This is a genomic window from Pedococcus dokdonensis (assembly GCF_900104525.1).
Classification (GTDB): Bacteria; Actinomycetota; Actinomycetes; order Actinomycetales; family Dermatophilaceae; genus Pedococcus; species Pedococcus dokdonensis.
Window position 1 is genome coordinate 3119074 of the sequence record NZ_LT629711.1, and the last position, 12104, is coordinate 3131177.

The window sequence follows — 12104 nt, forward strand, 5'->3', positions numbered from 1 at the left end:
CTAGGCGGTGACGGGCGCGCCGTAGGCGACCGGTCGCTCGTGGTCACCGAGCACCTCGGCGAGCGCGAGGTGCCGCCGGGCGTCGTCGTGCCGGCCCCGGCGCTGGAGGGTGCGACCCAGCAGCAGGTGCAGGTAGCCGTCGTCGGGCGCCTCGTCGACGAGGGTCCGCAGCTCGGTCTCGGCGCGACCGAGCTGGGCCGACCCGAAGTAGGCGCGCGCCAGCAACAGCCGCAGGTCGGCGGTGCCGTGCAGGTGCTCGGCGGTCGCCGACTCGTCGACCAGCTCGCGCAGGGCGTTGGCCGCGGCGCTGAAGTCGCCGTGGTCGAAGAGGCTCCGGGCCCAGTCGAGCCGGAGGGCGAAGGGCGTGCTGCTCATGGTCATGCCTGCTCAACAATAGTTCGATATTCAACTATTCCGGTCACGAGCCCTCGGCGGCGGCGAGGGTCCGCAGGTAGGACTCGGCGCCACGCTCCAGACCGTCGGTGACCCCGCTGCCGCCCAGCGTGGTCACGTCGCGGAGCCAGTCCGGGATCATCCCGTAGTGGGCGACGCCGTCGGCGTTGTAGTCCCACGTGCGGGTGCCGGTCTGTTGCCTGCCCGCCGAGCCACTGCCGTCGATCGTGGTGAACGGGTAGCCGATCGTGCGCCCCTGCGGCGGCCTGGGCGTCCCGCCGAAGCCGTTCATGTCGGTGCCGTAGCCGTAGCCGACGCCGTACTTCGCGCGCAGCGCCGCGGTCGCGTCCATGTCCTCGACGAACTCGGTGGCGTCGTGGCCGTACTGCGCGATGAACCCGCCACGGCGGTAGACCCGCTCGGCCAGCTCGGGCGCCATCCACGAGTGGGACGACACGACCCCGGGGTAGCCCGCCGCATCGAGCAGGTCGAGCGTGCGGGTGGCCGCCTTGACGCTCATATGGTCGACCTCGACGACCATGCCCCGCGCCATCATCCCCTTGAGCGCGTACTCCCCCAGCGAGGTCAGGCCCTTGGGGTTGCAGTGCGGGCCCTTCGGGTAGATCGGGACGGTCGCGCCCAGCGGGACGAAGGGCGCGAGCTCGGGCGGGATCACCCCGGTGGCCACCGTGTTGTCGTGCAGGGTGGTGTCGCAGTGCCGCGCGTCCCACCAGCGTCCGGTGTTGAGGAAGTTGCCGAGGTTGACGATGACGCCTTGTGTGCCCTCGTCGAAGCGCACCCCACACAGCGCGTTGTCGAACTTGTGGCACAAGAACATCGAGCGGACCCCGAGGCCGTGCAGCTCGGTCAGGCCGGCGTCGATCTGCGCCCTGGAGCAGAGGGGCAGGCCCAGGTAGGTCTTGCAGCCGAACGGGTTCGAGACCTCGACGCCGAGGATCACGGCGAGCTTGCCCTGGCTGACGTAGGTGCGGGCTTCGCTGGCGGAGTACGCGATCCGGAACCAGCCCTTGCCGGCGCCGCCGTACTGCCCGTCGATGAAGGCCTCGAGCTTCTTGGTCTCGGCGATCTGCCGCCGGACCGTCGACATGTCGTCGCACGAGTACTTGTTGACCTGCAACGGCAGGCTGCAGAGCACGTTGTTGTTCACAGCGTCGGCGACCATGACGCGCTCGCCACCGCGCCAGGCCCGCTCGACCCACTTGTAGTACATCTGCTGGTGGGTGAGCGAGCTCCATTTGGGCCAGTCCTTGAAGGACGGCCAGCCGACCGGGTCGTGGGTGTGCGCCGGGCCGTCGCCCTCGAGGTTGGTGAGGTTCTCGAGGAGGGCGAGCTGGCCGTTGGGGTAGTGGTTGGGGCAGTCCTGCAGGGCGGCGGCGATCCCGTTGGGGCTGAACGTCTTGCCGCACACGATGCTGCCGCCGAAACCCACGTCGGACATCAGGTGGGTGTGCGCGTCGACGGTGCCGCGGACCGTCCCGTCCGGTGCCGTGCCGGACGCGGGCGTGCCGGTGATGTTCACCTGCGAGTCGGGGCTCTGCGGGTTGACCGGCGTCCAGGGGTCCGCGGCCCGGGCCGACCCCGCCGTCGCGAGCGCAGCCGCGGCGAGGGTGGCGACCGCCACCACGCGGGTGAGCTGCCGGGATCTGTTCCAGGTCGTCGCGAACCGCCTCATCGTGCGCCTCCGAGGATCGAGGGGCCGACTCTGCGGTGAGCCGACCCGCCGCACGTTACCGGCGGTAAGGGAGGCGCGCTCGGCGAGCGGGCCCGCGAGGGTGGGCACCCGGCATACCTGCGGCGACGGGGGCGACGACGCGTGAGGTGCGGCTCAGGCGTCGGCGAGCTCGCGCCGCACGTGCTCCACGACCCCGTCGGCGGCGGCGACGACCTCGGAGTAGGTGCGGTCGAAGGCCGAGTCGTCGCCGTACCACGGGTCGTCCATGTCGAGGTCGCCGTCGCCGGCCGCGACGGGGTCGAACGACCGGAACATCCGCACCTTGGCGCGCTGGGTGTCGGTGCGGGCCATCCGGGTCAGCTCGCGCAGGTGGCCCGCGTCAGCCGCGAGGACGAGGTCGACCTGGTCCAGCCAGGACCGGTCGAACCGGCGCGCCACGTGGTCGCGCCCGCCGAAGTCGTCATGCCCGTTGCGCGCCAGCACCGCGAGGGTGCGCGGGTCGGCGGGGTTGCCGACCTCCCAGGAGTGGGTGCCGGCCGAGTCGACGACCACGCGGTCGCCCAGCCCGGCCGCCTCGAACCGCTCCCGCAGCACGAACTCACCCATGGGGGAGCGGCAGATGTTGCCGGTACAGACGACGGTGACGCGATAGGGGCGCTGCTGGGCGTGGTGCGGAGCCATGCGTCCATTCAACGCCATCGGCTCGTTCAACCCAGCGCGACGACCAGAAGGACCACGGGGGCGGCGAGGACAGCGACCGCGAACGCCAGCATGGCCGCCCGCAGCCACGGCGCCGCGGGCGGTTCGGTGAGCAGCCGCATGCGTGCGGCCGTGGTCGGCTGGTCGTTGGTCGCGCCGAGTGCCGTGTCCGGGTGGCTCGCCGACGCGAGCGCGGCCAGGGCGCGGGCGAGTGGCACCGGACCGACCGCGCGTCGGGCCGCCCGGTCGGCGAGCACCTCGATCAGCAGGTGCACCTCGCGCAGCGCGGCCGCAGCCCGCAGCCGGGCAGGGACGGCTCGGTGGAGGACGCTGAAGAACTCCAGGACGAGATCGTGCCGGGCCCGCAGGTGCGCGCGTTCGTGGGCCATCACCGCGGCGAGCTCGTCAGGCGGCAGGGCCGCGAGGGTGCCCTCGGTGAGGACGACACGACGCCGCAGACCGGGCAGGCAGTATGCCGTCGGCGTGGGGTGCGCGAGCACGCGGACGTGGTCGCCGGTGTCGGTGCCGAGCGCGTCGACGAGGGTGCGTTGCTCGCGTCGCTGCGCCCGCAGCCGGGTGCCGATGGTGTGCCCCGACCAGAGCAGCCGGCCGAGCATCGCACCGCTGAACGCCACCGCGACGACCGGCACCCAGCGGGGGAGGGTGGTCGACAGGGTGGCCGACAGCGCGGCTGCCGGGGCGACGGCCAGCGCCGCCACGACGCCCGCGAGCGACACCGACTGCCACACCAGCAGCGCCTCTCTCGGCGCTCGGCGGAACTCCGGGCGCCGGGCCATCATCCGTGGCGCCGGGCCCGCCAGCCCCAGGGCGAGGACGGCCAGCCCGGCCGTCGCGAGCGTGCTGCTCAGGGCGCCTTCGTCCCCGTGCGGGAATGGTGCCGCGCCTCGACCTCGGCGAGGGCGGCCTTGAGGTCGGCGATCTCGTCGGGGGAGGCGTCGCCGAGGAAGTGCAGCATCGCCGAGCGCCGGTCGTCGGTGCCCATGCCGTGCAGCTGGTCGAGCATCGTGGAGGCGGTCAGCTCCTCGCGGGAGCCGGCGGGGGAGTAGCGGTAGGCGCGTCCGCCGCGCTCCTGGGTCAGCAAGCCGGCCTCGGCGAGGCGGCCCATCACGGTCATCACGGTCGTGTAGGCCAGGGTGCGGCTCGCGGCAAGGGAGTCGTGCACCTCGCGCACCGGGACCGGCGCCCGGCCCTCCTCGGCCGCCCGCCATACCTCGTCCATCACGGCGCGCTCGAGCTCGCCGAGCGTGTTCATCGCCTTGCGGGGCACGGTCACCTCCTGGCTGGGTTCGTGGTCGTGGTCGTGGTCGGGGTCGTGGTCGGGGTCGTGCTCGTGGACGTCGTCGCGATCGCGCCGCCCGGGGTGGCCGCGGCGCCCGGGGTGGCCACGGCGCCCGGGGTGGCCGGGGCGCTCGGGCCGTTCGCCGGGCTCGGGGCGGCCGCGGCGAGGTCAATGATGCCGTGCGCGTCGGCCAGGCCCTCGGGTCGGTGGCTCACGACGACGACGCTGCGGTCGGCGCGGGCGGCGAGCAGGTCGCGCATCACGGCCACCGCCGTGGGGTGGTCGAGGTGCGCCACCGGTTCGTCGAGCAGCAGCACCGGTCGCCCGGACAGCAGAGCACGGGCAATGGACAGCCGGGCCCGTTCGCCGCCACTCAGCCCTCGGCTGCCGGCACCGAGCCGGGTGTCGAGGCCGTCAGGCAGGCTCGCGAACCAGTCGCCGAGACCGGCGGCGGCCAGCGCGCCCGTCAGGTCGGGGTCGTCCGCCGCCGGCCGGGCGAGGTGCAGGTTCGCGCGCAAGGTCGTCGCGAAGACGTGCGGGTCGTCGTCCACGATCGCGAACAGCTGCCGCACCTCGGCGAGCGACAGCCTGAGGGCGTCGCGGCCGTCGACGAGGTAGCGGCCGGCCGTCGGGTCGAGCTGGCGCGCCACCACGGCAAGGAGGGTGGACTTGCCGGAGCCCGAAGGGCCGGTGACGGCGACCACCTGGCCCGGTGCGACCTCGAGGTCGGCGCCCGCGAGCGCGGCCCGCCGACCGTCCCAGGAGGCGCCGATGCCGCGCAGCCGCAGGTGCGGGACCCGTCGCCCCCCTCCTGCAGCAACCTTTGCTAGCAAACGTTGCTGACTGACGGACAGGTTGCAACCTGTCCTTCGTTCAGTTTCCTTTGCTAGCAAAGGTTCGTGCAGGGGGTCGCTGACGGCAGGGCGCTCGTCGAGCAGGGCGTCGAGCCGCCGACCGGCCGCTGCCGCGCGGGCGTGCGCGCGCGCCGCTTCGGGCAGCGCGCCGAACACCTCGGCGAGTGCGTACGGCGCCAGCACGAGCAGCGCCGACACCGGCCCGCCGTGCCCGCTGCGGCCGGCGACGACAGCGCACGCGACGGTCGCGATCGCGGTGGACAGCGGCAGCATCCCGGTGGCGATGGCCCGGCCGCGACTCTGCCGTCGGCCCGCGTGGGCCACCTGCCGTTGCGCGTCCGCCACCCAGCCCCGGGCCGCGGCACCGGCGCCGACGGCCTGGAGCTCCAGTGCCTGGCTGGCCACCAGCTCGGTGACGCGGGCCAGCTCTCCGCGAGCGGTGCCGAGGTCGTCCATCGAGCGGGCCTCGAGCCGTCCGGCGAGCAGCGTCGTGAACGCGGCGACGAGCAGGAGGGCGGCCACGACCGCACCCGCGGCCGGCTCGACCCAGGTGCAGAGCCCCACCGTCGCCAGTCCGGCGAGCGCGCTCGTGAGGAGCGGCACGCTGACCCGCACCTGCGCCTCCACCCGCTCGCTCAGGTCGTCGACGACACCCGCAAGCACGGCGGCCCGGCCGCGCCGGGGAAGGCGGGCCGGGGTCAGCGGGAGCAGCGCGGCATACAGGCGGGTGCGGGCGGTGGCGAGGTCGTCGAGGGCGGCGTCGTGCGACCTCAGCCGCTCCCAGTAGCGGAACACCGGTCGCGCCATCCCGAACGTCCGCACCGCGACGATCGCGGTGAGGAGGGTGAGGATCACCGGCCGTTCGGCGGCGCGGACCACGAGCCAGCCCGAGGTGGCGGTCAGCGCGACACCGGAGGCGAGGGCGACGCCACCGAGCCCGCCGGCAGCGAGGATGCGCGGGCTCATGCGGTCACCTCCGACGCCGCGAGGTCGACGTGGTGGTCCGCCAGGGCGAGCAGCTCGGGCCGGTGGGTGACGGCGACGACGCAGCGCCGGGTGGCGAGCTCGCGGATCGCGCGGTGGGCCCAGGCGGCCGACTCGTCGTCGAGGTGCGCGGTCGGTTCGTCGAGCAGCACGACGTCGACCTCGGCGAGGCAGGCGCGGGCGAGCACCAGCCGGGCCCGCTGCCCCGCGGAGAGGCCGCGCCCGTCGTCGCCGAGGGGGCTCTGCAGACCCTCGGGCTGGGCGGCGACCGCGCCGTCGAGCCCGACCTGCCGCAACGCGCGCCAGACCGTGGCGTCGGGCAGCGGCCGCACCCCGAGGAGCAGGTTGTCGCGCAGGCTCCCGACGGTGAGGAACGGCCGCTGCGTGACCAGGTGGGTCGTCCCGCCGCGGACCGAGCCGACCGTGGGGGTGCGCAGCCCGGCCAGGAGCTCGAGCAGGGTGGACTTGCCGCTGCCGGACGGCCCGGTCACCACGGTCAGCCCGGTCGCCGCGGTGAGCTCGACCCCGTGCAGCACCGGGTGCTCCGACCCCGGGTAGGTGTAGCCGAGCCCGCGCGCGCAGACTCCGGGCGAGGAAGGCGGCCAGTCGCCCGGTTCCCCGGCCTCCGCGTCACTGGGGAGTTGCGGCGTCGGGCAGTGGGCCGTTTCCTGCGGGGCGGCCGTTTCCTGCGGTGTGGCGAGCTGCGGCAGGGCGGCCGACAGGGCTGCGGCGCCGTCCGCCGCGTTGTGGAACTCCGCGCCCACCCGCCGGATCGGCCAGTAGGCCTCGGGCGCCAGCAGGATCGCGAGCAGCCCGGTGCCGAGGTCGAGCGAGCCGTGCGAGAGCCGCAGCCCGACGGTGACGGCGACGATCGCCACGCAGATGGTGGCGAGCAGCTCGAGCGCTGCCGAGCTGAGGAAGGCCAGCCGCAGGGTCGCCATCGTGGCGCGCCGGTGCCGCTGGCTGACCTCGCCGATGACGCCCACCTGGCGCTCGCCCCGCCCGTACGCCACCAGGGTCGGCAGGCCGCGCACCACGTCGAGGAAGTGCCCCGACAGGTCGGCCAGCGCGCCCCACCGGCGGTCGGTGGCGTCGCGGGTGGTGGCCCCGATCAGGGCCGCGAAGACGGGCAGCAGCGGCAGCGTCAGCACCACGACGAGCGCGCTCGGCCAGTCGACGACTGCGAGGGTGACCACGGCCAGCGCGGGCACGACCGCGGCGGTGACCAGCGCGGGGAGGAACCGCGCGACATACGGCTCGATGCTGGTGCTGCCCTGGGCAGCGAGGGTGACGGCTCGTGCGGGCGAGGGTCGCTGCTCGGCCGGCACGGCGAGCCAGCGCCCGAGCAGCTGGGCGCGCACGGCCCCGCTCACCGTGGTGCCGGCTGAGGCGGCGACCGTCTCACCGACGAACGACAGGACGGCGCGGACCGCCAGCACGACGAGGAGGTATGCAGCGGGGTCGCCGACGGGCTCGCGCCGCGCGGCCGCGACGACCAGCTGGGCGAGCGCGAAGGCGGTCGCGATCGTCGCCACGCCCTGGGCCACCCCGACCACCGCGAGCCCGATGAGTGGACGTCGCGCCGCGGGCACCGCCCGCAGCACGGCTGGGTCGAACGGGCGCATCAGTGGCTCGCGGCGGCCGGGATGTGCTGGGTGCCGATCCGCTTGCGGAAGACCCAGTAGGTCCAGGACTGGTAGAGGATCACGATCGGGGTGAAGGCCAGCGCCACCCAGGTCATGATCCGCAGCGTGTAGGGCGTGCTGGAGGCGTTCGCGGTGGTGAGCGAGAAGGCCGCGTCGGTCGTGCTCGGCATGACGTCGGGGAAGAGCAGGAGGAAGTAGGTCGCCACCGCCATCGCGATGGTGACGAAGGTGCCGACGAAGGCCCAGCCCTCGCGCCCCCTCTGGTTCGCGACCAGCGCCCCGACGAGGGCGGCGGCAGCGAGCGCCGTCGTGGCCCAGGACGTCGCGCCGCCGTCGGCCGCGCCCAGGAGGACGAGCAGGGCGACCGCCAGCACCGCCGTGACGACGCCGGTGCGGGTGGCGATCCGACGCGCGTCCGCGCGGATGGGCCCGGTGGTCTTGAGCGCCACGAACAGCGCACCGTGGGTGAGGAACAGGCCCAGCGTCACCACCCCGCCCAGCAGCGAGACCGGGTTGAGGAGGGTGAGCAGCGAGCCGGTGAACTCCTTGTCGCCGTCGATCGGCAGTCCGCGCACGAGGTTGGTCAGTGCGACTCCCCACAGCACCGCCGGGACGACCGAGCCGGCGACGATCGCCGTGTCCCACCTGGCCCGCCAGCGGGGGTCGTCACGCTTTCCGCGGTAGTCGAACCCGAGGTTGCGGACGATGAGCGCGACGAGGATCAGCAGCAGCGGCAGGTAGAACGCGCTGAACATCGTGGCGTACCAGTGCGGGAAGGCCGCGAAGGTCGCGCCACCGGCGGTCAGCACCCACACCTCGTTGCCGTCCCAGACCGGGCCGATGGTGTTGATCATCACCCGACGGCGCTTCTCGGTGGTCTCGGCGTCGCGGCCCCGGCCGAGCACGGGAAGCAGCATCCCCACGCCGAAGTCGAACCCCTCCAGGACGAAGTAGCCGGTCCACAGGACGGCGATGATGACGAACCAGACGGTGCTGAGTTCCATTGCGGTGCAAGCCTTTCGGGTCGAGCCGGGAGTCGAGGGGTCAGTAGGCGAACGCGAGCGGCGCGTCGTCGTCGTGGGTCGCGGGGGCGGCCGGCTCCTCGAAGGCCGGGGCGCCGGCGCGCAGGTAGGTGAGGAAGAGCTTCACCTCGACGACGGCGAGGACCCCGTAGAGCAGCGTGTAGACGACCATCGAGGTGACCACCTCGCCGGCCGACACCGACGGCGAGACACCGGTGCTCGTCGTCATCACCCCGAAGACCAGCCACGGTTGCCGCCCCGCCTCGGTGAAGATCCAGCCGAAGCTGTTGCCGAAGATGGGCAGCAGCGGAGCGGCGAGGATCGCCCAGTGCCACCAGCGGGCCCTGGGGACGCGCTCGCCCCGGGTGGTCCAGAGCGCCAGGAGCGCGATGAGGACGGCGAGCATCCCGACGCCGATCATCAGGCGGAAGCTCCAGTAGGAGAGCGGGATGTTCGGGGTGTAGGTCGCGTCGACGGTGAGCGGGTTCCCGGTGCCGTACTTCTGCGCGTACTCCGCCTTGAGCTCGTTGATGCCCTGGACGCTGCCGTCGAAGTGTCCGGTCGCGAGGAAGCTCAGCAGGCCGGGGACGGTGACGGCGAACTTCTCCTGGGACCCGTCGAGCGACCCGATCGTCAACAGGCTGAACGGCGCCTGCCCGTCCGAGCTCTCGTAGAGCGCTTCGGCGGCGGCCATCTTCATCGGCTGGACCTCGGTCATGATCTTGCCCTGCACGTCACCGGTCACGGCGACGGCCGCCCCCGCGACCAGGACGACCGCCGCGCCGAGCCGGGTCGCCCGCCGGTACATGCCGGCGTCGTCGCCCACGTCGCGTCGCCGCAGGTGCCAGAGCGCCACCGCCATGACCACGGCTCCGCCGACGAGGTAGGCCGCGGCCACCACGTGCGGGAAGGTCACCAGCTGCACCTTGTTGGTCAGGACGGCCACGAAGTCGGTCAGCTCCGCGCGCCGGGTCTGCGGGTTGTAGCGGTAGCCGACCGGGTTCTGCATGAACGAGTTGGCCGCGAGGATGAAGTAGGCCGACAACAGGGTGCCGACGTGCACGATCCACATGCAGGCGGCGTGCAGCCGCTCGGGGATCCGGCCCCACCCGAAGATCCACAGTCCGAGGAAGGTCGACTCGAGGAAGAAGGCCAGCAGCGCCTCGATCGCGAGCGGCGCCCCGAAGATGTCCCCGACGAACCGGCTGTAGTCGGACCAGTTCATCCCGAACTGGAACTCCTGGACGATCCCGGTGACCAGACCGAGTGCGAAGTTGATCGTGAAGAGCTTGCCGAAGAACTTCGCCAGCCGCAGGTCGTCCTCGCGCCGCCGCCGCACCCAGCTCGAGTGGTACCAGGCGACGAGTGCGGAGAGCCCGATCGTCACGGGCACGAAGAGGAAGTGGTAGACGGTCGTGATGGCGAACTGCCACCGGGCGAGGTCGAGGTTGTCCATCCGGGCTCCACGGTCGACGCAATTACTACATGACGTAGTAGATACTACACCTCGTAGTAGGTCGTCCGGCAGGGCCGAAGGTCCCGCCCAGTGCGCTCAGTCGGAGCTCAGTCGGGGTAGCCCAGCGGGTTGTCGCGCTGCCAGCGCCACTGGTCGACGCACATGTCCTCGATGGTGCGGGTGGCCTTCCAGCCCAGCTCGCGCTCGGCACGTGACGCGTCGGCGTACGACGCGGCGACGTCGCCGGGCCGGCGGCCGACCACCTCGTGGGGGAGCTCGTGACCGCAGGCCTGCTCGAACGCCCGGAGCACCTCCAGCACCGAGGTGCCGTGACCGGTGCCGAGGTTCCAGGTCGACACGACCTCGTCGGTCGAGCCGAGCTTGGTGAGGGCGGCGAGGTGGCCGGCGGCGAGGTCCTCGACGTGGATGTAGTCGCGCAGCGCGGTGCCGTCGGGGGTGTCGTAGTCGTCACCGAAGACGCTGAGCTTCTCGAGCTTCCCGACCGCGACCTGGGCGATGTAGGGCATCAGGTTGTTGGGGATCCCCGCCGGGTCCTCGCCGATCGTCCCCGAGGCGTGCGCGCCGACCGGGTTGAAGTAGCGCAGCAGCGCGATCCGCCACCGGTCGTCGGTGCGGGCCACGTCGCGCAGCACCTGCTCGATCATCACCTTGGTCCAGCCGTACGGGTTGGTCGCCGACGTGGGCAGGTCCTCGGTGAACGGCGGGGTCGCGCTCTCGCCGTAGACCGTGGCCGACGACGAGAAGACCAGCCGGAAGCAGCCGTGCCGCTGCATGGCCCGCACCAGCGCGAAGGTGGAGTCGAGGTTGGTCTGGTAGTACTCCAGCGGCACCTCGACGCTCTCACCGACCGCCTTGCGCCCGGCGAAGTGGATGACCGCGTCGAACTTGTGCTCCGCGAAGAGCGCCTCGACCTTGTCGCGGTCGGTGAGGTCGAACGCGTGCACCTCGAGCCGTCCCCCGGTCAGCGCTTCGAGCCGGGGCACCACGGTCGACTTGGCGTTCGAGAAGTCGTCGACGACGACGACCTCGTGACCCGCTGCCTTCAGCTGGACGACGGTGTGGGACCCGATGTAGCCGGCACCGCCGGTGACCAAGACGTGCATGGCCCCACCGTATGCCGCGCGAGCGGCTCCCAGCCACGCGCCACCAGGGCGTGGACCGGGAGCCGCGTCACGGCATACGAGGTGGCGTCAGCCACCGTGCCCGTGTCAGTGCCCGTGTCCGTGTCCGTGGCCGGCGCCGAAGGTGGCCCGCTCGATCTCGGTGCGCAGCGCGGGGGCGCCGTCCTCCGGCGTGCCCTCGGTGCCGGGGTCGATGCCACCGGCCGCGATCCGGTCGAGGACCTGCAGGCCGGCCTCGGTCACGTGGCCGAACACGGTGTAGTCGGGCCGCAGCCGCGAGTCGCGGTAGACGAGGAAGAACTGGCTGCCGTTGGTGTCGGGGCCGGCGTTCGCCATGGCGAGGGTGCCGCGCGGGTAGACCTTGCGGCTGCCGTCGGGGAAGCCCGGCCAGTTCTCCAGCGCCTTGGCCGAGTCGAGCTCGTCCTTGAACGAGTAGCCGGGGTCGCCCCAGCCGGTGCCGAGCGGGTCGCCGCACTGCAGCACCGACAGCGCGGCCGGGGGCGTCGTGTAGGAGGTGAGCCGGTGGCAGATGGTGTCGTCGAAGTACTTGCGCTTGGTCAGGAAGCTGAAGCTCTGGACCGTGCACGGCGCCATCGCCCTGTCGAGCACCATCGGGATGTCGCCGTGGTTGGTGCGCAGCGTGATCGTCGTGGTGCCGCGGTCGGGGGTGTGGCGGGGGTCCTGCGGCAGCCCGACCCAGGTCGAGTAGGTCTGGTCCTCCATCGGCGTGTAGGCACATGCGCCACGGGTGGGGCTGGTCGGCGGCGTCGGGTCGTGTGGCTTCGCGCTCGCGACGGCGGGGGTCAGGGCGGTGAGGGCCGCGACGGCGGCGAGGGCGATCAGCGTCCGTGGGGTTCGCATTCGGTCTCCTAGGGGGTGCAGGCTGCCAAGGCGGGTGCGGCCGGCTGGCGGCCC

Annotated in this window: 11 protein-coding genes; all 11 read right to left on the reverse strand. The window is 72.8% G+C overall.

Translation table 11 applies throughout. The annotated features are described in order from the left end of the window. On the reverse strand, positions 1 to 375 hold the full coding sequence (locus tag BLQ34_RS14725; RefSeq protein WP_231961249.1) for a tetratricopeptide repeat protein: 375 nt from the start codon (positions 373 to 375) through the stop codon (positions 1 to 3). Between the two features lie 43 nt (positions 376 to 418). Continuing rightward, the gene (locus BLQ34_RS14730; RefSeq protein WP_231961251.1) at positions 419 to 2086 is read right to left on the reverse strand and encodes a dipeptidase; all 1668 of its coding nucleotides are present in this window, start codon (positions 2084 to 2086) and stop codon (positions 419 to 421) included. A 153-nt stretch (positions 2087 to 2239) separates the two neighbouring features. Next, positions 2240 to 2767: a low molecular weight protein-tyrosine-phosphatase gene (locus tag BLQ34_RS14735; protein WP_091787070.1), complete on the reverse strand. Its 528-nt coding sequence runs from the start codon at positions 2765 to 2767 to the stop codon at positions 2240 to 2242. A 26-nt stretch (positions 2768 to 2793) separates the two neighbouring features. Further along, positions 2794 to 3585, reverse strand: a complete 792-nt coding sequence (locus BLQ34_RS14740) for a M56 family metallopeptidase (protein ID WP_091787073.1) — start codon at positions 3583 to 3585, stop codon at positions 2794 to 2796. A 65-nt stretch (positions 3586 to 3650) separates the two neighbouring features. Beyond that, entirely contained in the window at positions 3651 to 4073 is a 423-nt protein-coding gene (locus BLQ34_RS14745; RefSeq protein WP_269457300.1) for a BlaI/MecI/CopY family transcriptional regulator, read from the reverse strand. Positions 4074 to 4075: 2 nt separating this feature from the next. Next, a complete protein-coding gene (gene cydC / locus BLQ34_RS14750) occupies positions 4076 to 5905 on the reverse strand; it encodes a thiol reductant ABC exporter subunit CydC (RefSeq protein WP_091787076.1) in 1830 nt (609 codons plus the stop codon). Further along, positions 5902 to 7548 (reverse strand): thiol reductant ABC exporter subunit CydD, encoded by a 1647-nt coding sequence (gene cydD / locus BLQ34_RS14755; RefSeq protein ID WP_091787079.1) that lies wholly within the window; start codon positions 7546 to 7548, stop codon positions 5902 to 5904. Before cydD ends, cydC begins: the two co-directional genes overlap by 4 nt. Next, positions 7548 to 8573: a cytochrome d ubiquinol oxidase subunit II gene (gene cydB, locus BLQ34_RS14760; protein WP_091787083.1), complete on the reverse strand. Its 1026-nt coding sequence runs from the start codon at positions 8571 to 8573 to the stop codon at positions 7548 to 7550. The genes cydD and cydB overlap by 1 nt, the downstream gene beginning before the upstream one ends. A gap of 40 nt (positions 8574 to 8613) precedes the next feature. Then, a complete protein-coding gene (locus tag BLQ34_RS14765; RefSeq protein ID WP_091787086.1) occupies positions 8614 to 10047 on the reverse strand; it encodes a cytochrome ubiquinol oxidase subunit I in 1434 nt (477 codons plus the stop codon). Positions 10048 to 10154: 107 nt separating this feature from the next. Further along, entirely contained in the window at positions 10155 to 11171 is a 1017-nt protein-coding gene (galE, locus tag BLQ34_RS14770; RefSeq protein WP_091787089.1) for a UDP-glucose 4-epimerase GalE, read from the reverse strand. 105 nt (positions 11172 to 11276) lie between these two features. After that, positions 11277 to 12050 carry a peptidylprolyl isomerase gene (locus tag BLQ34_RS14775; RefSeq protein WP_091787092.1) on the reverse strand — a complete coding sequence of 258 codons (774 nt, stop codon included), beginning with the start codon at positions 12048 to 12050 and terminating at the stop codon, positions 11277 to 11279. Between the last annotated feature and the right edge of the window lie 54 nt (positions 12051 to 12104).